Here is a 23681-nt window from a genome sequence, read left to right on the forward strand (position 1 = left end):
GGCCGGGGTCAAGGCAGCGCGGGGGCCAGTGGGGCCACATGGGCGCGTGCCATCTCCCGGAAGGCTTGCGAGACGCGCGCATCGTCGGCCACACACTGCCAGAACTCCCGCGCCAGCGCGCGCGCCTGCGGCCACACATCGAGCGTGGCCGCCGTGGGCACCATGCGGTCGAGGGCCAGGGTTTGTGGCACCACCTCGCCCGCGATAGGCATGTAGAGCATGGGCAGCATGTCGTAGGTGGGCGAGAGGTGCCAGTCGTCCTCCACCAGCACCAGCGAGATGTTGCCGTAGTGCCGGTCGGTGTTGCCGATGAGTGCGCCGTAGGCGTCCAGCAGGCGCAGCGTGCGGGCGTCTTCGGGGGTGAGCAGGCCGCGCGCCTGCATGCGCTGGGCGGTGGCGGCCCAGTGGTCCATTTCGCCCACGTATTGCGCGTCGTACACCAGCAGCGAGACCATGCCGATGCGCCCCGGCGGCGCACCCGCCGGATCGTCCGGCCAGGGCGCGCAGCGGTCGAAGCGCTCGGACTCCAGAAACACCCGGCCCGCGCGCTCGAACACCTGCGCAGGCGCGGCCGGCAGGCCCGCTTGGGCCAGCACCTGCAGGGCCAGGTGCTCGCAGTGCAGCAGGTCGCGGGTGCGCTGGTCGGCAGGGGTGTCGAGCGCGCCGGAGAACTTCACGATCACGCTGCGCCCCTGCGTCACGCAGCAGAACTTGGGCTGCTCGCCACCGGCCGACGAACCCGGCAACTGCCCCTGCAGCGCGCTGCGGGCCAGCAGCGGGTAGTCGTCGGCCGAGGCGGCGCGCGCCAGGCGCTGGCCCAGGGTGTGAAAGCGCGCGAGCGAGGCATCACCCACGATGAGGTTGCCCGGCAGGTCCTCGCCGCGCAGCGCCAGGGCGCGCAGCATGTCGTCGTCGGACCAGTGGCGCGGGTCCTGGGGCAGTTGCAGCTCGGGGTGCAGTTGCGCAAAGTTGCGCCCCATGAAGCCCTGGGGCCGCATGTCGGACAGGAACCAGGGCAGGCCGTCGTGGCGCTCGCTCACGCCATCCACTTCATCCACCCAGAAGGCGCCGCCCACCAGCGGCACCATGCGGCCAAAGGGTGCGGGCACGCCTGCGGTGTTGACGCGCAGGATGGGGATGTCATCACCCACCCCCGCCACCACGCGCGGCAACAGGTAGCGCTGCGAGCGCGCCGCGCCCACCTTGCGCACCCGGCCCGCGCGCACCAGCGGCGCCAGCGCGCGCGACACCGTGGGCTGGCTCACGCCCAGCGCGTCCACCAGTTGCGCACTGGTGGCCACGCCGCCGTGGCGGCGCAGGGCTTGCAGGATGCCTTCAGTGTGGGGGGTCGGTGCTGCCATGCAGCATTATATGAATAGATATTTCTGCGATGTTTCCATTCTTGTATGCACCGCAAATGAATAGATATTTTTATACAAATATCACACTCAGGCCGCCGCCACCGGGCGCTGGCGCACCGGGCTGTACATGCCCAGAATCAGCCCCAGCACCACCGACCACAGCGCCGCCAGGCCGATGCGCCAGTCCGGCGGCAGCGCGAAGGTGACGGCGTGCGCGGGCACCCAAAACCAGGCCAGGCTCCACAGGCTACGGTCGATGTGCTGCCAGCCGCTGGTGCCGCTGATGCGGTTGTTGAGCCAGCGGTGGCCCAGCACCAAGAGCGGGCCGAACTGCAGGTTGATGGCCACCGAGGTGGCCAGCGCCAGCAGCAGCGGCTCGCCCGCGGGCAGCCAGCCGTGGGCCGCGAGCGCCTGCACGAAGCCCGCATAGCCCACGAAGGCCACCTTGATGGGCACGGCCAGCAGCGCCCACTTGGCCATCTTGCGCCACCACAGGCCGCCGCCCAGCGGCCAGTGCACGCGCCGCGCCGCCAGCCAGGCGCCGAGCAGGTCACCGAGCGTGCCGAGCACGGCGAACTGCAGCATGGCCATGGCCAGGGGCTGGGCGCGCACCAGGGCGAGGTAGCCGTCCATCACACTCAGCCGTTGATGTTCAGCAGTTGCGGCTGGGTGTATTCGAGCAGGCCGTCCAGGCCAAACTCCACGCCCACGCCCGACATCTTGCTGCCGCCGAACGGGCAGTGCGGCAGCACCTCTGCGTGGCCGTTGACCCAGACCGTGCCGCACTCCAGGCGCGGCGCCAGGGCAGTGGCTGCCTGCACCTCGCCCCAGACCGAGCCGCCCAGGCCCATGCTGCTGGCGTTGGCCAGCGCCACGGCTTCATCGACCGTGCGGTAGGCGATGACGGGCAGCACGGGGCCGAACTGTTCCTCGTCCACCAGGCGCGCGCCGTTGGAGAGGCCCGCGACGATGGTGGGCGCGTAGAAGTAGCCGGGCCGGTCCAGCCGCTGGCCGCCGCAGACGATGCGCGCGCCCTGGGCGCGGGCGTCTTCCACCAGCGCCTCGACGCGCGCGAGCTGCGGTGCGTTCTGCACCGGGCCGAAGGTCACACCCGGCTCCAGGCCGCCGCCGAGCACCTGGTGCGCGGCGATGGCGGCGAGCTGCTCGCACACGGCATCGACCTGGCTCTCGTGCACGTACAGGCGCTTGAGCGCGGCGCAGGTCTGGCCCATATTGAGAAAGGCGGTGGCGAACAGGCCCTCGGCGATCGCGGCGGTGTCGGTGCCCGGCAGCACGATGGCCGCGTCGTTGCCCCCCAGTTCCAGCGTCAGGCGCTTGAGGTTGCCCGCCGCGCGCCGCATGATGTCCTGCCCCGTGCGCGTGGAGCCGGTGAACACCAGCTTGGCGATGCGCGGGTGCTCGGCCATGGCCTGGCCCACCTCGGCCTCGCCCACCACGCTGTTGACCAGGCCTGCGGGCAGCACGGTGGCCATGATCTGCACCAGGCGCAGCGTGGACAGCGGCGTGAACGGCGAGGGCTTGATGACCACCGCATTGCCCGCGCGCAGCGCCGGCATGATGTGCCACACGGCGATCATCAGCGGCCAGTTCCACGGTGTGATGGACCCCACCACGCCCAGCGGCTTGCGGTGCAGCTCGATGCGCTTGCCTTCGCGCTGCTCAATCACCTCGACCGGGATCTCCAGCGCGGCGGCGGCGCGCGTCCAGGCCACGGCGCCGCCCACTTCCATCTGCGCCAGCGCCAGGGGCTTGCCCTGCTCGCGCACGACAAGGTCGGCCAGCTCGGCCGCGTGCTGTTCGATGGCCCCGGCCACGCGCTCCAGCGCGGCGCTGCGCTCGGCGTGGCTGCTGTGCTGCCAGGTGGCGAAGGCCTGCGCTGCAGCATCGACCGCCTGGTCGAGCTGGGCCACGGTGGCAGCGGGGCTTTCAGTGAAGGCCTGGCCGGTGGACGGGTCAACGATCGGAATCGGGCGGGCGGCGCCCGCGACGTTCTGGCCGCCAATGGTGAGGGTGAAGTCGGGCATGGTTGTCTCCTGTGGTGGTGGCTGGCAAAGAAACGCGAGGCAAGGCGCGGATGCGCCGCTCCCGGCCCCGTCTGCGCGGGGCTTGCGGAGCATTCCCCGCGCGGGGGAAGCAATCAGGTGGTGGCGGCCGCCGCGGCCCGCGCACGCAGCGCGCGGATGCCTTCGGAGAAGCGGCGCAGCGTGGGCGTGCTGTCGCCCGGCGGCACCATCAGCTCGATGAGCTGGAAGCGCCCGCGCTCGGCGTAGGCGGCGTCCAGCGCGGCCTTGAACTGGGCACGCGTATGCACGCGGTGGCCGCGCCCACCCAGGGCATCGGCGGCGTCGGCCAGGTGCCAGTCGCCCAGCGCGGCGCAGCGCGACTCGGTCTGGAAGGCGCGGATCATTTCCCAGGTCTGGTTGTTGAGCACGATGACGATGGGGTCCAGCCCCAGGCGCGGGCAGTTGCCCAGCTCCCAGCCCGTCATCTGGAAGGCGCCGTCGCCCACCAGAATCAGGCTGCGCTGGCCCGTGGCCACCTGCGCGCCAATGCCGGCGGGCACACCGAAGCCCATGGTGGCGTAGTAGCCCGGCGCCACCAGCGGCGTGGGCATCAGCTCCATGGCGGCGAACAGGCAGTCGCCGATGTCGGAGACGATGTTCATGGGCCCGTGCGCCAGGATGCGGTCGTTGAGCGCGCGGCTCAGGTCGGCCGCGCACACCGGTGCGTCGTCGGCCACCAGGCCCGTGGGGTATTCCAGCTTCGGCGGCTGGGCGTGCGCGGTGCGCTGGCCCGCGGCCGGGGCGCGCTCCAGCAGCGCCTCGACCAGCGCGGCCAGCGGGATGTTCTGGTACAGGTGGTGGCCCACGCGCGCCTCGCGGTGCGCGGCGATGAGCGCGCGGCGGAAGTCCATGCGCTGCGCGCTCACGCCGAAGTTGTTGTCCGACAGGATGGCGCCCAGCATCACGGGCAGGTCGGAATCGTCGAGCAGCGCGCTGGTCTCGGGCGCGCCCGCCACGCCCAGGTAGGTGCCGTGCAACTGCACGCCGGAGTGCACGCCGTCGTCGGCCAGCAGGCCGCGCCCCATGAAGGTGGTGAGCACGGGCAGCTGCAGGCGGCGCGCCAGCTCGGCCACGCGCGCCTCGATGCCGAAGCGCCGCACCTCCACGTCCACCACCAGCACCGGGCGCTTGGCGGCCTGGATGCGCGCCATCCATTCATCCGCGCACTCGGCCACGGCATCCGCACTGAAGGCGCTGGGCGGCAGCACCGGCACCTCGGCCATGGGGTGCAGCGTCATGTCGCGCGGCACCTCGATCAGCACGGGCTGCGACAGCTCCAGGCAGTTGCGCAGCACGCGGGCGATGTCCTGCGGCGCCGTCTCGGGGTTGGACAGGCGCACCTGGTCGCAGGTGATCTCGCTGAAGATGCGCCACTGCGAATCAATGTGGCGCACCTGGTGGTGCAGCACCAGGCCCGAATGCGCCTCGACCTCGCCGGGGCAGCCGGCCAGGATGACCAGCGGCGAGCGCTCGGCGTAGGCGCTGGCCACGGCGTTGACGACGTTGAGCGCGCCCGCGCCGTAGGTGACCGCCACCACGCCCAGGCCGCAGTGCATGCGCGCGGCGGCGTCGGCGGCAAAGCCCAGCGCGGGCTCGTGGCTCAGCGTGACCAGGGGGAGGATGTTGCTTTCCTCGATCTGCTTGAACAGCGGCAGGATGAAGTCGCCGGGAATACCAAAAATTTCCTGCGCGCCGTGGTTCTTGAGGGCGCGCAACAGCGCAAGGCCGAGGGTCATGGGGATGTCTCCGGGGGGTTCTGCAAAGCCCGGATGATCGTGGCGGCTGGGGGGCAAAGGCACTGATCTGGATCAAACGCAGGACGTAAACCAATGGCCGAAATGCACAATTATTTGTGTCTTTAAGGCAAATTGTGTGCAGTTTGTTTGCGTAATTTATTCATAACGCGCGTTAATTGTGTGTTTCGATCCGATGTGCTTCGGGCGTCAAAGGTGGCTGATTCTTCCACTGCGCGCACGGAAAATTCGGAGGCATGTCGTGCCGACGCATTGGTGCTGGTGCCGGGCGTTCGGATGGAAAGAGGCTGCTAGGTGGGGCTGGCCAAAGATCGAAATCGACCTTGAAGTGACGTTCAGGTTGTGCAACAAAATGACGGTTTCGCAGCGATGGCGGTCTGCGGCAGCCACGCGCCAAACTAAAAGACTGGAGCACATTACAGTCATTGAGTCAATGCGCCCTCGGCAGTACCAGGGCGGTCCAATGGCGCATCTCTGATCGATACCCACAACTGGCGAAAGCCCATAAGCATTCTCCCGCAGCGATGGAAAGTTATTCGAATGCATCGGCATGCTCGACATCCCTCTGGGCGATTCTCGCTTGCCCCAAGCCGCAAGATGCCTACGTTTCCATAGAATCGCTACATGGCCCATGCTCACGCTCTGATCAACCCGGCGATGCTTCGCTGGGCGCGTGGTCGTGTCGGACTGGACGCGAACGAGGCGGCTCTTGCTGCCGGTGTGAAGCCCGAACAGTTCCAGCTTTGGGAGAAAGGAGACGCTCAGCCGACCTTCCGGCAGGCGCAGCATGTCGCAAGCGCACTGCATGCACCGTTCGGCTATCTCTTCTTGCCCGAGGCACCTGCCGAGGAGCCCACGCTGCCCGATCTGCGCACCGTGGGTGGAGCCCCTGTCGGCAGGCCTAGCGTCAACCTCATGGAAACGGTTCAGCATGCCATGCAGCGGCAGGCTTGGTTCGCAGAGTACCTCCAAGAGCAGGGCGCCGAGTCCTTGCCATTTGTAGGTCGCTTCAACACGAACTCCAGCGTGGTGCGGATAGCCCAGGACATCCGTGATGTCCTCGACATGGATGTCGAGCAAGGGCAGCGCAACTGGGAAACGTACTATCGTGAGTTGATTGAGGCGTCGGAGCGTGCCGGGGTGCTAGTGATGCGCAGCGGAATTGTCGGCAACAACACGCATCGGAAGCTCGACGTGGGCGAATTTCGAGGTTTTGCCATTAGCCACTCGCTGGCGCCAGTCATCTTCATTAACTCTTCCGATGCACCCTCGGCCCGGCTGTTCACGCTGTTGCATGAGCTAGCCCACATCTGGATCGGCAGCAGCGGGATTTCCAATGTGGTGCCTGGCAGCACCCATCGTGAAGAGGTTGTCTGCAACGGCGTCGCGGGCGAGTTCCTCGCCCCATCGATTGTCTTTGGTGAGTTGTGGGCGACGGCTACGCAAGACTTGGCCGTTCGCATAGCCGAACTTGCGCAGCGATTTCACGTGAGCCGTTTCGTCATCATCCGCCGCGCCTTAGATATGGGCCTCATCGATCACGCAACGTACTCGACTTTTTACCGGGCGGAACTCGATGCCTTCCGCGCCAAAGAGGGCGGCGGGGGCAGCTTTTATCGGAACGCCGGAGCCAAGAACAGCGCCCGTTTCGCCAGAGCAGTCATCGCCGAAGCATTCAGCGGTCGTCTGCTGCTGCGCGATGCCGGCAAACTGCTGGGCGTCCAGCCATCGAAAATCCGTGACTTCGCAGAGCAGCTCGGCGCATGACCTATTTGCTTGACGCCAATACGCTGATCGAAGCGAAGAACCGCTACTACCGCATGACGGTCTGCCCTGCTTACTGGAGCTGGGTGCAGCGCAGCCATGGTGCCGGCGTGGTGTCCAGCATCGAACCCGTCGGTGTTGAACTAAAGCGAGGCAACGACGAACTTGCTGAATGGGCTAAGAACCAAGCCGGGCTGTTCTTGCCCGTCTCTGATGAGGCTACGCAACATGCCTTTGCCCAAGTCGCTACGCATGTGGCCTCCCAGGCCGCAGTGATGAAGGCCGGGGCCCTTGAAGAGTTCTTGGACGGCGCAGATCCCTGGCTTATCGCCAAGGCGATGACCACGCAAGATGCTGTCATCGTGACCCACGAGCAGTTCAACGTGCAGATGCGGCGCAAGTACAGCATCCCGAACGTTTGCCAGCACTTTGGCGTGCCCTGGATCGACACCTTCGAACTGCTAAGCCGAACGGACGCTAGGTTTGTCCTCGCGGATTGAATGGGGCAACAAACCCACGTCAAAGCGACTGCCTCCTTTGCGCACACCTGTCTTCACACATCCATTTGGTTTAAGCGTCTGATTCAGCCTTGAGCAGTCGCTCGCGCTCGCTTGCCCAAGGGGGGTTATCGGTGATCTGCCCCTCACCCCCGCCGCACCACAAACCCCGAAAACCGCGCCCCCAGCCGCTCCACCTGCCCGGCGGTCAGCGCCCACACGGCAGCGCCCGGCGCGCGGCATTCCTGTAGCGCCCAGTGGGCCACGCCTGCATCGGCCAGCGTGTCGGCCAGGGCGAACAGGTCGTCCGCACTGAACAGGCCCGCGTGCCAGGTGGTGCGGCACTCGTAAGCCACGCCGCTGGCGAGCAGGTGGCGCAACGATGCAAAGGCTTTGGCGCCGCTGCCGGGGGTGCGGGTGATGGCGTCGTAGGCGTGCAGCGGGCCTTTGATGTCCAGGCCCACCCAATCGAGCAGGGGCAGCAGGGCTTGCAGGCGTTCAGGATACATGCCGCCGGTGTGCAGTGCGGTTTGAAAGCCCAGGGCGCGCACTTGCGCCAGCGCGGCGGGCAAGGCGGCTTGCAGGGTGGGTTCGCCGCCAGAGAAGACGACGCCGTCGAGCAGGCCCTGGCGGCTTTGCAAGAAGGCCAGCACCTCGGGCCATGGCACGGTGGCGGGGGTGGTGGCGTCGAGCAGTTCGGGGTTGTGGCAGTAGCCGCAGCGCCAGGGGCAGCCCTGACCATAGAGCACGGCGGCCAGGCGGCCGGGGAAGTCGATGGTGGTGAGCGGTGTGATGCCGCCGATGCGCAGGGGGTTGGCAGACAACAGGGTTTCGCTCACGCTATCCATGGTTCAAGACGTGTGCCCAGGCGCGGCCCCGGCCAGCGGGCACCGCGCAAGGGCCGCCTCGCCGCGCTGGTGCCGTCCCCCTTCCTGTAGTGCGAAGCACGAAGAGAGAAGGGGGAAGCAGCGCAGCCGCTCTGGGGGTTGCTCACTTTTCAGCAAAGAACTGGCGCTCGTTGTGTTCGCCTTGTTTTCCGATGTTGAAGCTGGCCACGGGGCGGTGGTAGCCCATCACGCGGGTCCAGACTTCGCAGGGCTGGCGCTCGGCGTCGGTGAGTTGCACGTCGGCGGCGGCCAGGGCGGTGTGTTCAGGGGTGTTGTGGTGCATGCAGATCTCCTTGGGGGTGGTTGAAAATGCTATTGAATTGATAGCTGACAGCGCTTATCCACAAAGCGCCATAGGCTGATTTGACTTTGATTTTTCAGAATGCCTCGCGGCGCCTTGCAGGCCCCTCTCCCCTGGTGGGAGAGGGGTTGGGGAGAGGGGGATGCACAGGCGCTGCGCACGCCGCCCCCTCTCCCCCGCCCTCTCCCGCAGGGGGAGAGGGAGCAAATACCGGGCTCCGCTGCGGGTGCATGGGCGGATGCCCTGTCCGAGGTGGGTTGTCCATCTGCCCTCATGCAGCCAGGCGCTCGCGCTTGGCCTGCAGGCGCTCTTCGTCGCATTTCGGGCAGAACGGGTGTTCGCCTTCCAGGTAGCCGTGCGTGGGGCAGATGGAGAAGGTGGGCGTGATGGTGATGTAGGGCAGGCGAAAGCGCGTGAGTGCGCGGCGCACCAGCTCGCGGCAGGCGGCGCCGCTGGAGACGCGCTCGCCCATGTACAGGTGCAGCACGGTGCCGCCGGTGTATTTGGTTTGCAGTTCTTCCTGGCGCGCCAGGGCTTCGAAGGGGTCATCCGTCCAGCCCACGGGCAGTTGCGAGGAGTTGGTGTAGTACGGCTGGCTGGCGGTGCCTGCCTGGGCGATGGCGGGCCAGCGCTTTTTGTCTTCCTTGGCGAAGCGGTAGGTGGTGCCTTCGGCGGGGGTGGCCTCCAGGTTGTAGAGGTGGCCGGTTTCTTCCTGGATCTGCACGATGCGCGCGCGCACATGGTCCAGCAGGCGCACGGCAAACTGGTGGCCCTGGGGGCTGGTGATGTCGTGCGCGTCGCCCGTAAAGTTGCGCACCATTTCGTTGATGCCGTTGACGCCCAGCGTGCTGAAGTGGTTGCGCAGCGTGCCCAGGTAGCGCTTGGTGTAGGGGAACAGGCCCTGGTCCATGAGCCGCTGGATGAGCTTGCGCTTGACCTCCAGGCTTTGCTTGCCCAGCTCCAGCAGGCGGTCCAGCGCGGCGTACATGCCGGCCTCGTCGCCCGCGTACTGGTAGCCCAGGCGCGCGCAGTTGATGGTGACCACGCCCACGCTGCCCGTTTGCTCGGCGCTGCCAAACAGGCCGTTGCCGCGCTTGAGCAGCTCGCGCAAATCCAGCTGCAGGCGGCAGCACATGGAGCGCACCATGTTCGGCTCCAGCTCGGAGTTCACAAAGTTCTGGAAGTACGGCAGGCCGTACTTGGCCGTCATCTCGAACAGGGCGGCGGCGTTCTCGCTCTCCCAGGGGAAGTCCTTGGTGATGTTGTACGTGGGGATGGGGAAGGTGAACACGCGGCCCTTGGCGTCGCCCGTGGTCATGACGTCGATGTAGGCGCGGTTGATAAGCTGAATCTCGGCCTGCAGCTCGCCGTAGCAAAACGGCATTTCCACGCCACCGATCACGGGCACCTGCTCGCGCAAATCCTCGGGGCAAGTCCAGTCGAAGGTGAGGTTGGTGAACGGCGTCTGCGTGCCCCAGCGTGATGGCACGTTGAGGTTGTAGATCAGCTCCTGGATGCACTGGCGCACGGCGGCGTAGTCCATGCCGTCCTTGCGCACAAAGGGCGCCATGTAGGTGTCGAAGGATGAAAACGCCTGCGCGCCGGCCCACTCGTTCTGCAACGTGCCGAGGAAGTTGACGATCTGCCCCACGGCGGAACTCATGTGCTTGGGCGGGCCTGCCTCGACCTTGCCGGGCACGCCGTTCAGCCCCTCGTGCAGCAGCGTGCGCAGCGACCAGCCCGCGCAGTAGCCGCTGAGCATGTCGAGGTCGTGGATATGCAGGTCGCCATTGCGGTGCGCCTCGCCAATCTCGGGCGCGTACACGTGCGAGAGCCAGTAGTTGGCCGTGACCTTGCCCGCCACGTTGAGGATGAGCCCACCGAGCGAGTAGCCCTGGTTGGCGTTGGCGTTCACGCGCCAGTCGGCCCGCGTGAGGTATTCGTTGATGGAGCTTTCCACGTCCACCAGCGTCTGCTTGTCGGCACGCAGTTGGGCGCGGCGGTCGCGGTAGGCGATGTAGGCGCGGGCGGTGTGCAGGTGGTTGGCGGCAATCAGCGTGTGCTCCACCACGTCCTGGATTTGCTCGATGCTGGGCGCCTGGCCGTGAAAGCGGTGGATCAGCACCTTGCCGACCTGAGCGGCCAGCAACTGCGCCTCGTCCGCCCCGAATTCGCCCGTGGCGGCCCCGGCGCGCTCGATGGCCGAGCGGATCTTGCGCGCGTCGAACGCGGCACGTTCGCCGCTGCGCTTGAGGACCTCGCGGGGCAAGGTGGCGGTGGTGGTGGGAGGAGTCATAGCGGCCCTTTGAACACTACATTTAGCGCACATGATAGCCATCAAACACTATAGGTAGTTTGATCAGGCACAAACCGGGGGGCCGCAGCGTTGCGGGTGGGCGGCGGGGGCATGCGGCGGCAGAGCGCCAGAAAATTGGGGTGTTTTTAGCCTCCAGCGCCCGTAGATAGGGCGCAAGCAGCTATTAAAAACAGAGCAACCTAGGCTGCGCTGTGGCTGGCCTGCTGGGCGGCTTGCCGGGCAAAGGCCTCGAAGGCCTCGGGCTCCAGCGGTCGGCTGTACCAGTAGCCCTGAATTTCGCCGCAGCCCAGGTCCTTCAGCAGGCGGGCCTGCTCGGCCGTTTCCACGCCCTCGGCCAGCGTGGCCATGTGCAGGCTCTGCGCCATGCGGACGATGGCCGTCACGATGGCCTGGTCGCTGGTCTGGTCGGCCAGTTCGCGCACGAACGACTGGTCGATCTTGAGCTTGTCGATGGCGTAGCGCTTGAGGTAGCTCATGGACGAGTAGCCGGTGCCGAAATCGTCCAGCGCCACGCGCAAGCCCGCCTCGTGCAGGCGCCGCAGGGTGGTTTCGGCCTGCTCGGGGTATTTCAGGGCCACGGCCTCGGTCAGCTCCACCTCCAGGCGCTGGGGCGATACATCCAGACGGTGCAGCACCTGCAGCAGCTCGTCCACGAACTGGGGGCGCGCAAACTGCGCGGCCGACACGTTCACGGCCACCACGATGGGCGGCAGGCCCGCCGCATCCCAGGCGCGCACCTGGCGCGCCGCGGCCTCGATCACCCAGAAGTCGATGGCCAGGATGGCACCGCTCTGCTCGGCAATCGGGATGAACTCGGCCGGCGACACCAGCCCCCATTGCGGGTGGTGCCAGCGCAGCAGAGCCTCGGCCCCCACCAGCGCGCCGCTGCCCAGCGCACGCTGCGGCTGGTACACCAGGCGCAGCTCGCCACGGTGCGCCGCTTCCTTGATGCTGGCGGCAATCTCCAGCGAGCGCTGGGTGTGCGCCTGCATCTCGGGCGCAAAGAAGCGCAGGCCGTTGCGCCCGTCCTGCTTGACGCGGTACATGGCCACCTCGGCGGCCGACTCCAGGGCGCTGGTGGTCTTGGCGTCGTCGGGATAGACGGCAATGCCCACCGACGCGCTCATCGACACCGCATGGCCGTGCACCTGCAGCGTGGTCTGCAACTGCGCCAGCGCCTCCTGCGCGATCAGCGCCACGGTGGCCTGGTCGGCGCCCGGCACGATGGCGGCAAAGCTGTCGCCCGAGTAGCGGGCCAGAGCGATGTGCGGCTCCAGGCTGGCACGCAGGCGGCTGGCCAGGGCCACCAGCAGCTCGTCGCCCGCCGCGTGGCCCAGGGACTCGTTGACCAGCTTGAAGTTGTCCAGATCGAACCACAGCAACGACACGCGCCCATGGCTGGCGCCCGCCCTTTCGAGGGCCTGGGTGAGCCGCTCGTCAAACGCCTTCTTGTTGAGCAGGCCGGTCAGCGTGTCGTTGTTGGACAGCGCCTGGATGCGCTCCTGGGCTTCGCGCTGCAGGGTGATGTCTTCCTTGTGCGCGACGTAGTGCGTGGCCTCGCCAAAGGCGTTGCGGATGGGATAGAGCGAGGCGCGCTCGGTGTAGAGCTGCCCGTTCTTGCGGCGGTTGATGAATTCACCCTCCCAGGGCAGGCCGCTGCGCAGCTTGGCCCACATGTCTTCGTAGGTGGAGCGCGGCGTCTGGTCCGACTGCAGGATGCGGGGGTTGCGCCCCAGCACCTCTGCCGCGCTGTAGCCGCTGCTTTCGCTGAAGGCCTGGTTCACGTAGATGATCTGGGCGTGGCTGTCGGTGATGACGACGGCGTGGGGGCTCTGGCCCAGCGCTTCGGACAGGCGGTGGATCACGGCCTCCTGGCGGCGCTGGAGGGTGTGTTTCCAGATGGCTTCGGCCAGGATCTGCAGCGCCTGCACCTCCGGGGTGCCATAGTCGGTCGCCTTGCCCGCCGCACCCAACAGCATACGCACCTTGCCGCCCTCGACCACCGGCAGGCTGATGAGCCGCCGCAGCCCGCCCTGGCCCGGCGCCGTGCCGGTCTGCGGGGCTGGCTCCAGGCTGTTGAGCACCACGGCGCGGCGCTCGTGCAGGGCACGGGCCCACAGGCCCGCCTGTTCGGCGGCAAGCGCGCACCCCGTGGCCTCCCCCGAACAAACCGCCTGGGTGGTGGTGCGCTGGTCGTCCTGCACGAAGTGGATACCTGCCAGGGTGCTGCCCGTCAGGCTGCGGGCATGGTCTGCGCCCCGGCGCAGAAACGTGGCCTCGTCTTCCAGCACATCGTGCTGTTGCAGGTCCAACAGCGCCGCGTTCAGGTGGGCCTCGAAGTGGATGCGCTCTTCCTTTTCGACCGTGGCGGTGATGTCGCGCGCCAGCAGCAGGTAGGTGTCTGCGCGCCCTCCGGGGGCCGACTTGCGGGCCACGGCCAATTCGAAGTGGTACGGCCCATCTGGCCGGTCGAGCGTGATGCGGCTGCCACGGCTGGTGCCCTGGCGCTCGGCCTCTTCCAGCGCTGCCATACATTGGGCGGCCGCCTGCGGGGGCAGCACGGTATCGAGCCGGCGGCCGATGAGGTCGGACGGGGGTGCCACCAGTTGGCTTGCGTCCTGGACATGAACCGCCAGGTACACGCCCTGACGGTCCACTTCGAACAACAGGTCGGGCAGGGTGCTGAGCGTGGCACGCTGGCCCGCTTCGGAGGCCTGCAGATCCTGGTAGGGCCTTTGCACCGTTTCGACAAACAGGCCCCGGTACAGAAAGCCGTAGGCCAACACTTTGTAGAGGTGGCCCGCGATGTTGTACACATCGTTGACGTTGGCGTAGAGCGTAAAGAAGTACTCGCTCATGGCCATGGTGAACGAGGCCAGCGCCAGCCGCTCGACGCCGGATTCGCGGGCGTCGCGCAGGCGCAGCAGGAACCCGGCCCCGGCCAGAACGTAGAGCGCGATCAGCGTGTACTCAAAATTCACCTTGAAGGGCGTCAGCCCCAACCCTGGCAGGAAGGTGCGTGGCACCCACTGCGGCTGCGTCAGCAGCACGTAATGCACGGCCCCCACGAGCAGCAGCACACCCAGCAAGCCCGCATAGCGCGATGGCGGCCCTGCCGCCAGGCTCCAGCGCCGGGGCCAGAAGGCGGCACAGAGCAAAGCCACGGCAGCGAACGAGCGCGCCGCCAGCCAGAAATTGATGGCTTTTTCCGGGCCGCTGGGCGTGACATAGTCCGGCATGCCCGCGTAGGACAGGCTGTGGCTCAGGTCCAGCAGGCCCACACCCAGCAGACCCAGGCCCAGCACCAGGGCGCGGCCGTTGGCGCGGTATTTCTGCGTGACCCAGGAGATGCCGAACACCATGCCCACCATGGCGATGGCCACCACCTCCATGGCCGTGTGCAGTGGCACATAGCCGGCCACACCCCGCGCCGCGTCCGGCGCCGGAAACACCTTCACCAACCCCAGGCTGCCCAGAAGCAGCAGGAACCAAAGCATCGACTGGCGGAACTTGGCGCGGTGGGCGGGGTGGATCATCTCCAGGGGCCTGTGGGTGAGACGTTCCGCCGCGCTGTGGGCACGCGTGGCGAAAAAACGTTGTTACACCCAAGGTCATTATAGGAACGCTTTGGCGGCGGGTGGTGGCGTGCCTGGCACGGTGCGGCGCGCCCCAAAAAAAGGAGCCGGCGCAAGGCCGGCTCAATACCAAGGGAGATCAGAAAATCAGATGAATATTCGGCCTTAGCGCTTATGAATCAAGCGTTAATAGCTATGAATTGGATAGCATTTTTCAGGCCACGGCGGCCAGTTCTTCGGCTTCGATGCGCGGATAGAAGTCGTGGTTTTCGCGCTGCATGCGCTCGTGCACCATGCGCAGCACGCGGTTGGCGTCGTCGCGGAAGCCCTGCTCGTCGCGGCGCACGCTCTCGGGCAGGTTCCAGCGGCGGGCGAAGGCCTCGTAGGCCTGGGCAATCGGGCCCATGTCGCGCTGGTACTGCTGGCCCAGGCGCGCCAGCTCGGGGTTGTGGCCGCGCTGCAGCGCCGGGTACAGCGCCTGGTCTTCCACGGCCAGGTGCAGCTTGATGGTGGAGCTCATGCTGACGATGAGCCTTGCGATCTCGGTGGCGTTGTGCGCCACCCCAGCCTGCGCCAGACGCCGCAGGGCAGCGATGTTGCCCAGGATGTCCACGTGCTGGTGTTTGAACTTGTCGATGTTCATGGAATGCGCCAAGGAAGAAACAGGCCGGGAACCCACGGCTCCCGGCCGGGGGATCAGCGCTGTGCGCCGGCCAGGCTGGCGCCCGTGGGGGCCGCCGGGGCGCGCGTGCCGAACACGCCGCTCACCACCTGCCAGGCCACCGCAAGGGCGCCGACGATGAAGACCACGTCACCAAAGGTGCGCACCCAGCGCAGCGTCTCCAGGAAGGGCTGCTGCAGGAACTCCTCGCTGCGCGCGTACCACAGGCCGTGCGTGACGCTGGCGTGGAACTGGAACAGGCCGATGGGCAGCAGGCTGGTGAACATCATCAGCACCAGGCCCGCGTTGAGCCACCAGAAGCCGGTCTTCATCAGGCGCTCGCTGAACACGAGCTGCGGGCGGATGTAGCGCAGCACCAGCAGCGTGAAGCCCAGGGCCAGGAAGCCATACACCCCGAACAGCGCGGCGTGCGCGTGCACCGGCGTGGTGTTGAGGCCCTGGATGTAGTAGAGCGAGATCGGCGGGTTGATCATGAAGCCGAAGACGCCCGCGCCCAGCATGTTCCAGAAGGCCACGGCGATGAAGCACATCAGCGGCCACTTGAGGTTGTCCATCCAGGGGGCCTTGTTCTTCAGGCGCCAGTGCTCCCAGGCCTCGTGGCCCAGAACGACCAGCGGCACCACTTCGAGCGCGCTGAAGGCAGCGCCCACAGCCATCACCGGCGTGGTGGTGCCGCTGAAGTACAGGTGGTGGAAGGTGCCCGGAATGCCGCCCAGCATGAACAGCGAGGCCGAGGCCAGGCTGGCCGTGGTGGCCATGCGGTAGGACACCAGGCCCAGGGTCGAGAAGATGAAGGCCAGCGCCGTGGTGGCAAAGACTTCGAAGAAGCCCTCCACCCACAGGTGCACCACCCACCAGCGCCAGTACTCCATCACCGACAGGTGCGTGCGCTCGCCATAGAACAGGCCCGAGCCGTAGAACAGGCCGATGGCCACGATGGAGAAGGTCAGCAGCGCCAGCAGGTTCTTGTCCTGGCCGCTGGGCGCGAGCAATGCGGGGAACACGCCGCGCGCCATCAGCACCAGCCAGAAGGCGATGCCGGCGAACTTGCCGATCTGCCACAGGCGGCCCAGGTCCACGTATTCATAGCCCTGGTGGCCGAGCCAGAAGTTCCACTCGGGCGGCATGATCTGCGCAATGGCCAGGTAGTTGCCGATGAACGAGCCCGCCACCACCACGAACAGCGCCCAGAACAACACATCGACGCCGAGCTTCTGGTACTTGGGGTCCTTGCCGCCGTTGATGAGCGGCGCCAGGAACAGGCCCGCGGCGAGGAAGCCGGTGGCGATCCAGAACAGCGCGCTCTGGATGTGCCAGGTGCGCACCAGCGCGTAGGGGAACCACTGCGACACGTCGATGCCGTAGAACTGCTGGCCTTCCACCGTGTAGTGCGCGGTAAAGCCGCCCAGCATGACCTGGAAGATGAACAGCGCCACCACCAGCACCAGGTACTTGCCCAGCGCACGCTGCGAGGGCGTGAGCGGCACGCGCGTGAGCGGGTCCAGCAGCGGGGGCGTGGGATCGGCCTCGTCGTGCTTGCCCAGGAAGGCCCAGGCCCAGACCAGGAAGCCCACACCGGCAATCATCAGCACCACGCTGGCGATGGACCAGATCATGTTCTCCGCCGTGGGCTTGTTGTCGATCAGCGGCTCGTGCGGCCAGTTGTTGGTGTAGGTGGCACCGGTGCCGCCGCCCACATCAGCCGGGCGCTCGGTGGCGGCGGCCCAGGCGGTCCAGAAGAAGAAGCCCGCCATCTGCGCGCGGCGCTCGGCGCTGGGCAGGGTGTTTTCCTTCATGGCGTAGCTCTCGCGCGTCTTCTGGTACTGCGGCGCGTCGCTGAACAGCTGGCTGTAGTACTCCACGTTGCGCGCAATGGCCTGCTCGCGCAGCTTGGACACGGTCATGGTGCCGGTGGCGGCGTCAAAGGTGTTGGTGCGGTATTCCTTTTTCAGGCGCGCACGCAGCACGGCCTGGCCGTCGGCGTCGAGCTGGTCGAAGGGCTTGCCGTACTCCTGCTGCGCGGCCAGTTCCAGCCAGGCCAGCAGCTCACGGTGCAGCCAGTCGGCCGTCCAGTCGGGCGCCTGGTAGGCGCCGTGGCCCCAGATGGAGCCCAGTTGCATACCACCCACGGATTGCCAGGCGGTCTGGCCGTCGAGAATGCCCTCTTGCGTGTAGAGCACGCGCCCGTCCTCGGTTTGCACCTGTTGCGGGATGGGCGGCGCGGTGCGATAGACCTCCACGCCGTAATAGCCCAGCAGGCTGAAGCAGACGATCATCACGCCGATCAGCGTGAACCAGTGTTTGCGGTAGTTACCCATGGGTCACCTCCATCCAGCCCAGGGCGCGTGGGGCGCGGTGTGCCGAGGGTTGCCCGGTGCGCCCCCTCAGGCGCGGGAATGCAAGGGTGTTGTGCATAGATGTGTCGCTTGCAAAAGTGAATGACGAATGAACATTTGCACAGACCGGGCCAGCTTTCCACGCACGCAAAATCAAGGGTTTACACCGATGAAGGGTTAATTTCACCATCACCCAATAGGGTGTTTGCTACCATGACAGGGTAATGAATACCCACGACGACGACCCCTGGCTGGTGGATCTGACCACCGAGCTGCCCTCCAACCTGCGCCTGCAGCGCCTGATCGGTGGCCTGCGCGCGCATTTCTGCTGCGGCGCCGTGGCGCTGCTGCGGCTGGAGGAAGGCCACCTGCGGCCCGTGGTGGTGGACGGGCTGGTGAGCGAATCGCTGGGGCGGCGCTTTGCCGTGCACCAGCACCCCCGGCTGGCGGCCATTCTGGCGCGCGGCGAAGTCACTGTGTTTGACAACGACAGCCAGCTCCCCGACCCCTACGACGGCCTGCTCGACACCCTGGTGGGTGAGCCGCTGCCCGTGCACGATTGCATGGGCGTGGCGCTGCGCGTGGACGGGCGGCCCTGGGGCGTGCTCACGCTGGACGCGCTGCAGACCGGCACCTTCGACGCCGCCGCCCGCGCCACGCTGGCCCGCTGCGCCGTGCATGTGGAGGCGGCCGTGCGCGTCACCCGGCTGGAGCAGCAGGTCCACGCGCTGAGCCGCGCCTCCAGCCAGCACCTGGGCGAACCCGCCGACGAGCAGCACCTGCGCGCCGCGCTGGACGACAGCGAAATCCTGGGCCAGAGCGAAGCCCTGCTGCGCCTGCAGGAGGAGGTCAAGGTGGTGGCCGGCTCCGACCTGCCCGTGCTGCTGCTGGGCGAGACCGGCGTGGGCAAGGAGCTGTTTGCGCGCTTCCTGCACCGCCACTCGCCGCGCCGGGGCAAGCCGCTGGTGCATGTGAACTGCGCGGCCCTGCCCGAATCGCTGGCCGAGAGCGAGCTCTTCGGCCACCGCCGGGGCGCGTTCTCGGGCGCGGTGACCGACCGGCCCGGCCGCTTCGAGGCCGCCGAGGGCGGCACGCTGTTCCTGGACGAAGTGGGCGAGCTGCCCCTGAGCGTGCAGGCCAAGCTGCTGCGCACGCTGCAGAACGGCGAAATCCAGCGCCTGGGCGCCGACGAGCCCCGGCGCGTGAACGTGCGCGTGGTGGCCGCCACCAACCGCAGCCTGCGCGACCATGTGCGCGACGGCAGCTTTCGCGCCGACCTGTACCACCGCCTGTCGGTCTATCCGGTGCCGATTCCGCCGCTGCGCGAGCGCGGCGACGACGTGCTGCTGCTGGCCGGGCGTTTTCTGGAGCTCAACCGCGCCCGCCTGGGCCTGCGCAGCCTGCGCCTGTCGGCCGACGCGCAAAGCGCGCTGCGCCACTACCACTGGCCCGGCAACATCCGCGAGCTGGAGCATGTGGTCAGCCGCGCCGCCCTCAAGGCCCTGAGCCGGGGCGCCAGCCGCAACGACATCGTCACGCTGGAAGCCGCCCTGCTGGACCTGGACGCACTGCAGCCCCCCCCCACCGCACCCCCCCCCACCGCACCCCCCACGGCCGCAGCGCCCGCGCCGACAGCGCCTTTCATGCCCTTCCCACCCACCCGGCCCATGCCCCTGCGCGAAGCGCTGGACACCTGCCAGCGCCAGGCCATCGAAGCCGCCCTGGCGCGCCACCGCGGCCAATGGGCCCGTGCCGCGCGCGAGCTGGAAATCGACCCCAGCAACCTGCACAAGCTGGCCAAGCGGCTGGGGATGAAGGCATGATGCTGCTATTTTGATAGCTATTCGCGCTTATCCAATAAGCGCCAGAGGCCAAAAACACTTAAAAACCACCCCATGATCGACCACCTCCACCTGCGCCACATCAAGGCCTGGCACGACAGCGGGCCGGTGCGGCTGGCGCCCGTCACCATGCTGCTGGGCAGCAACTCGTCGGGCAAGTCCACGCTGCTGCAAAGCCTGCTGCTGCTCAAGCAGACCGTGGCCGCGCCCGACCGCACCGTGCACCTGCACCTGGGCCACAGCGACGCGGGCGACCCGGTGCAGCTCGGCAGCTTTGCCGACCTGCTCTCGCAGGGCGTGGCCGCACCGCGCCACTGCAGCATGGCGCTGGGCTTTGCGCGGCCCGAGGGCGAGCGCGTGCGCCAGGGCTACTTTGCCTGCACCTACGGCCAGACCGCTCAGGGCGCCGTGGCCGTGCAGGCGCTGGAGCTGGCCACCGTGGCGCGGCGCTTTCGGGCGCTGCGGCGCACGCGCGGCGCCTACGCGCTGTATGTGGACGACGAGGCCCGCCCCCGTGGCACCAGCCCGCTGTACGCACCCGAGCGCTCCATCGCCCTGCCCGCCCCCGCGCTGGCGCTGCTGGGGGCCGACGCGCAGCACGCGCAGGACCTGAGCCTGGCACTGCGCCATGCGCTGGAATCCATCGTCCACCTCGGCCCACTGCGCCGCCTGCCCGCGCGCGACCACGCCTGGACTGGCGCCCCACCGGGCGACCTGGGCAGCGACGGCCAGCAGGCCATCAACGCACTGCTGGCCAGCGCCCTGCTGCGCACCGACACCCAGGGCCAGGTGCTGCACATGGTGGCGCACTGGCTGGCGCGCATGGGCATGGCCGAACAGCTCAGCGTGCGCCCCGTGGGCCGCACCGGCCGCTACGAACTGCTGGTGCACCACGACGGCGTGGCCGCCAACCTGCGCGATGTGGGCGTGGGTGTGGCCCAGGTGCTGCCGGTGCTGGCCGTGGCCTACTGCGCCCCGCCGGGCAGCACCATCCTGGTGGAAGAACCCGAAATCCACCTGCACCCCCAGGCCCAGGCCGTGCTGGCCGAGGTGTTTGCCGAGGCCAGCCAGCAGCGCCAGGTGCAGTTTCTCGTCGAGACCCATTCCGAACACCTGTTCCGCCGCATGCAGACCCTGATCGCCCGGCGCCAGACCAGCCCCAGCCACTGCCGCATGCTGTTTGTGCAACGCCAGGGCGCGCAGGCCGTGCTCGTGCCGCTGGAGGTGGACGAGTTTGGCGCCGTGCGCAACTGGCCGCCCCAGTTCTTTGGCGACGCCATGGGCGAAGCCCGCGAACAGGCACGCGCCCGCGCCCAACGGCTACGAGAAGATAAGTGACAACCCCCTGTGGCGCTTCGCGCCTTCCCCCTTCTCTTGCAGCGCTGCGCGCTGCGGAAGGGGGACGCCACCAGCGCCTGAACTTTGAGGTACTGGCGGCCCTTGCGCGGTGGCCGCTGGCCTGGCCGCGCCCATGGCATGCAACACAGACACTCTGCGCGGAAAGGAACCATTGAGATGCAGGCCCGCCTGGTGGACACCAATGTGCTCATCGTGGCCAGCGCGGCCGACGCTGGCTCGCCCTTCCGTGCTGAATCCACCCCCATCGAAGAAGCAGCCCTGCGCCAGCAGGTGCTGGACTGGCTCGAAGCCTTTGAGACCGACGCCACGCGCCATGCCGTGCTCGACGTGGACTGGCATGTCTGCGGCGAATACCGCCACAAGCTCACCGAACAGGACTACGGCTGGCTGGCCATGATGCACAAGATGGACCGTGGCGAGGTCGTCTGGGTCGATGTGCTGCTCGACAAGAACGGCAACGCCGTGCTGCCGCCCGAGCTGGCCGCGGCCGTGACCGACCTGGCCGACCGCAAGATGGTGGCCGCCGCCCTGGCGGCCCTGGACGCAGGCCACGCCACACAAATCACCAACGCCAGCGACACCGACTGGATCGACTGCCAACAGGCCCTGCACGCCGTGGGGCTGGAGGTGGAAAACCTGCTCCCCGACTGGCTGCAAGGCCGCTGGCGCCAGAAACACCCGCCCCAGCGGCGCGCAAAATAGGGCTCTTATGTCTGAAGATTTTTTCCGCTTTCCCCACACCCCGCACATCGCCTGGCTGGCCACGGGCGAGCCGCGCGACGACAAGGTGCTCTCCCGCGCCGAGGCCGAGGAATTGCTCAGCGGCCCCGTGGTGCTGGAAGAAAAGCTCGACGGCGCCAACCTGGGCTTCTCGGTCTCGCCCGACGGCGTGCTGCGCGCCCAGAACCGCGGCCAGTACCTGCCCCAGCCGTTCCACGGCCAGTTCGCCCGCCTGGGCCCCTGGCTGGCCGCGCACGAGGACAAGCTGTTCGACGCGCTGGGCACGCACCTGGTGGCCTTTGGCGAATGGTGCGCCGCGCGCCACTCGCTCGACTACGCCACCCTGCCCGACTGGTGGATGCTGTTCGACGTGTACGACCGGCAGGAGCAGCGTTTCTGGAGCACCACGCGCCGCAACGCCTGGGCCGCCGAAATGGGCTTCAATACCGTGCCGCGCCTGTATGCCGGCGAAGTCACGCTGGACCAACTGCGCGACTGGGTGCACGCCCACGACAGCCAGTTCCGCCAGGGCCACCTCGAAGGCATCGTGGTGCGGCGCGAGAACGCCGACTGGCTGGAGAACCGCGCCAAACTGGTGCGCGCGGATTTCACGCAAACGATCGAAGCGCACTGGAAGAGCCGGGCGCTGGAGTGGAATCGGGTGGTCTGACAACGCACTGCGTGGACAGGTGCTCCCTGCAGCACCGCATCCCACCGGCACCGCGTTCGCCGCTGGATCAGGTGTGGTCGCGCGGGTCAGCCTGTCCCGCCGATACCGGGCGCGAGCCGAATCCGGTTGCGGCCTTCCTCCTTGGCCTGGTACATCGCCGTGTCGGCGCGGTCGATCACGGCGTTCTGGCTCTCGTCGCGCCCGTGGAAGATGGCCACACCGATGCTGGCGGTGCAGTGGTGGCCTATGGCGGGGGCCGAGGGCGCTGTCTTCAGCACATAGAGCTCGGCCAGGCAGAGGCGGATTTTGTCCGCCACGGCGACGGCCTGTTCGGTGGCCTCGCCGGGTTGCGTGCTCAGTTCGGACAGCAGCACGACAAACTCGTCACCGCCAAAGCGCGCCACGGTGTCGGCTTCGCGCACGCAGGCTTTCAGGCGCTCGGCCACTTCGATCAGCAGCAGGTCACCGACGCCATGACCGTGCAGGTCGTTGAGGGGCTTGAAGTTGTCGAGGTCGAGGAACAGCAACGCGCCATGGCGGTGGCTGCGCTTGCTGGCGGACATGGCCTGTTCCAGGTGTTCCAACATCAGGCGGCGGTTGGCGAGGCGGGTCAGAGGATCGTGGAAAGCGAGCTGACGCACCTGTTCTTCCAGGCGCTTGCGCTCGGTGATCTCGCGCGTGATGCCGTGGTAGCCGATGATTTCGCCCTGCGCGTTGCGGTCGGGCTTGGACTGCACCTCGCCCCAGATCAGGCGGCCGTCCTTGCAGCGGTGTTCCACCTGGAAGCGCAGGAACCCCCCGGCACTGCCGGCCGAGTCCTCGATCGCCCGGCGCCGGAGCATGCCCTTGACCAATTCCACGCCTTCTTCGGTGAACATCTCGAAAACGGGGTGCCCCACTACCTCATCGGCCCGAAAGCCCCGCAGGCGTTCGTCGGCCGGGCTGATGTAGGTGACGATGAGTTGGCTGTCCGTGCGCCAGAGCACGTCCTGGGTGTCTTCCGTCAGCAAGCGGTACAGCGCCTGGCTTTCGTCGAGCGCCTGGGTGCGCTCGGCCACCAGGGCCTGCAGGGCGCTGTTTTGCTCCTCTAGGCTTTTGAGGGGATACACCTCGCCGTCCTGCGCACTTTGGTACGGTATGGAATAGCTACAGTGCACGATCATCCACACTTCGCCTTCGCAGCGAAAGATCAGCACCAGCCGCGCCACTTCTCTCGACAGCTGGTGCCCGCCGCTGGGGAGATGGATGTGGAAGAAGGCCGTCGCCACCACCACGTCGGTGCTGAGGTCCTGCAGCGCGAGATCGAGCATTTCCATGCGGATGCGGCCCGGTACCTGGGCAAAGTCCTGGCGGGTGATGCGGATCCACTCGTCACGGTTGTGGATCAGCCGGGTTCCGCTGCCGGGGTAGCCGCTGAAGTTCTGGCTGAAACGCGCGGTGAGGCGGTCATCGCGCGCGGCGTACATCTCGATGTACTCGTCAAACAGTGCGCGGATCTTGCGCTGGCGATCAGGGTGCATGGTGACGAAAATC

Annotated in this window: 17 protein-coding genes; 6 read left to right on the plus strand and 11 right to left on the minus strand. The window is 67.4% G+C overall.

The window, feature by feature from the left end; all coding sequences use genetic code 11:
* Nucleotides 1-8: 8 nt before the first annotated feature.
* The 4 genes from yjjJ to ipdC form a co-directional block, all read right to left on the minus strand.
* Nucleotides 9-1361, minus strand: a complete 1353-nt coding sequence (gene yjjJ / locus GWK50_RS18220) for a type II toxin-antitoxin system HipA family toxin YjjJ (protein ID WP_162017766.1) — start codon at nt 1359-1361, stop codon at nt 9-11.
* A gap of 87 nt (nt 1362-1448) precedes the next feature.
* Entirely contained in the window at nt 1449-1994 is a 546-nt protein-coding gene (locus tag GWK50_RS18225) for a hypothetical protein (protein WP_162017767.1), read from the minus strand.
* Nucleotides 1995-1999: 5 nt separating this feature from the next.
* Nucleotides 2000-3406, minus strand: a complete 1407-nt coding sequence (locus GWK50_RS18230) for an aldehyde dehydrogenase family protein (RefSeq protein WP_162017768.1) — start codon at nt 3404-3406, stop codon at nt 2000-2002.
* A gap of 113 nt (nt 3407-3519) precedes the next feature.
* Complete coding sequence (gene ipdC, locus GWK50_RS18235) at nt 3520-5181, minus strand: indolepyruvate/phenylpyruvate decarboxylase (protein WP_162017769.1); 1662 nt, start codon at nt 5179-5181, stop codon at nt 3520-3522.
* 642 nt (nt 5182-5823) lie between these two features.
* On the opposite strand from ipdC, the gene GWK50_RS18240 reads away from it, so the two are divergent.
* Both GWK50_RS18240 and GWK50_RS18245 read left to right on the plus strand, forming a co-directional pair.
* Complete coding sequence (locus GWK50_RS18240; protein WP_162017770.1) at nt 5824-6966, plus strand: XRE family transcriptional regulator; 1143 nt, start codon at nt 5824-5826, stop codon at nt 6964-6966.
* The gene (locus GWK50_RS18245; RefSeq protein ID WP_162017771.1) at nt 6963-7463 is read left to right on the plus strand and encodes a DUF4411 family protein; all 501 of its coding nucleotides are present in this window, start codon (nt 6963-6965) and stop codon (nt 7461-7463) included. The genes GWK50_RS18240 and GWK50_RS18245 overlap by 4 nt, the downstream gene beginning before the upstream one ends.
* A 143-nt stretch (nt 7464-7606) precedes the next feature.
* Here the strand turns inward: GWK50_RS18245 and GWK50_RS18250 are convergent, their stop codons facing one another.
* From GWK50_RS18250 to GWK50_RS18275, 6 genes are all read right to left on the minus strand, one after another.
* Nucleotides 7607-8308, minus strand: a complete 702-nt coding sequence (locus GWK50_RS18250) for an anaerobic ribonucleoside-triphosphate reductase activating protein (RefSeq protein ID WP_162017772.1) — start codon at nt 8306-8308, stop codon at nt 7607-7609.
* Nucleotides 8309-8450: 142 nt separating this feature from the next.
* The gene (nrdD, locus tag GWK50_RS18255; RefSeq protein ID WP_277950307.1) at nt 8451-8663 is read right to left on the minus strand and encodes an anaerobic ribonucleoside-triphosphate reductase; all 213 of its coding nucleotides are present in this window, start codon (nt 8661-8663) and stop codon (nt 8451-8453) included.
* 256 nt (nt 8664-8919) lie between these two features.
* Nucleotides 8920-10944 (minus strand): ribonucleoside triphosphate reductase, encoded by a 2025-nt coding sequence (locus GWK50_RS18260; protein WP_162017774.1) that lies wholly within the window; start codon nt 10942-10944, stop codon nt 8920-8922.
* A 200-nt stretch (nt 10945-11144) separates the two neighbouring features.
* Nucleotides 11145-14501: an EAL domain-containing protein gene (locus GWK50_RS18265; RefSeq protein ID WP_162017775.1), complete on the minus strand. Its 3357-nt coding sequence runs from the start codon at nt 14499-14501 to the stop codon at nt 11145-11147.
* A 253-nt stretch (nt 14502-14754) separates the two neighbouring features.
* Nucleotides 14755-15183 (minus strand): hemerythrin domain-containing protein, encoded by a 429-nt coding sequence (locus GWK50_RS18270; RefSeq protein ID WP_162017776.1) that lies wholly within the window; start codon nt 15181-15183, stop codon nt 14755-14757.
* A 53-nt stretch (nt 15184-15236) separates the two neighbouring features.
* Nucleotides 15237-17540 (minus strand): nitric-oxide reductase large subunit, encoded by a 2304-nt coding sequence (locus tag GWK50_RS18275; RefSeq protein ID WP_162017777.1) that lies wholly within the window; start codon nt 17538-17540, stop codon nt 15237-15239.
* Between the two features lie 242 nt (nt 17541-17782).
* Between GWK50_RS18275 and norR the strand changes: the two genes are divergently transcribed.
* From norR to GWK50_RS18295, 4 genes are all read left to right on the plus strand, one after another.
* Nucleotides 17783-19381, plus strand: a complete 1599-nt coding sequence (norR, locus tag GWK50_RS18280) for a nitric oxide reductase transcriptional regulator NorR (RefSeq protein WP_162017778.1) — start codon at nt 17783-17785, stop codon at nt 19379-19381.
* Between the two features lie 72 nt (nt 19382-19453).
* Nucleotides 19454-20737, plus strand: coding sequence for a DUF3696 domain-containing protein (locus GWK50_RS18285; protein WP_162017779.1), 1284 nt, complete (start codon nt 19454-19456; stop codon nt 20735-20737).
* A gap of 177 nt (nt 20738-20914) precedes the next feature.
* On the plus strand, nt 20915-21460 hold the full coding sequence (locus GWK50_RS18290; protein ID WP_162017780.1) for a hypothetical protein: 546 nt from the start codon (nt 20915-20917) through the stop codon (nt 21458-21460).
* A 7-nt stretch (nt 21461-21467) separates the two neighbouring features.
* A complete protein-coding gene (locus GWK50_RS18295) occupies nt 21468-22148 on the plus strand; it encodes an RNA ligase family protein (RefSeq protein ID WP_162017781.1) in 681 nt (226 codons plus the stop codon).
* A gap of 86 nt (nt 22149-22234) precedes the next feature.
* Here the strand turns inward: GWK50_RS18295 and GWK50_RS18300 are convergent, their stop codons facing one another.
* Nucleotides 22235-23668: a diguanylate cyclase gene (locus GWK50_RS18300; protein ID WP_162017782.1), complete on the minus strand. Its 1434-nt coding sequence runs from the start codon at nt 23666-23668 to the stop codon at nt 22235-22237.
* Nucleotides 23669-23681: the final 13 nt, after the last annotated feature.

The organism is Acidovorax sp. 210-6 (assembly GCF_010020825.1).
Lineage (GTDB): Bacteria > Pseudomonadota > Gammaproteobacteria > Burkholderiales > Burkholderiaceae_C > Simplicispira > Simplicispira sedimenti.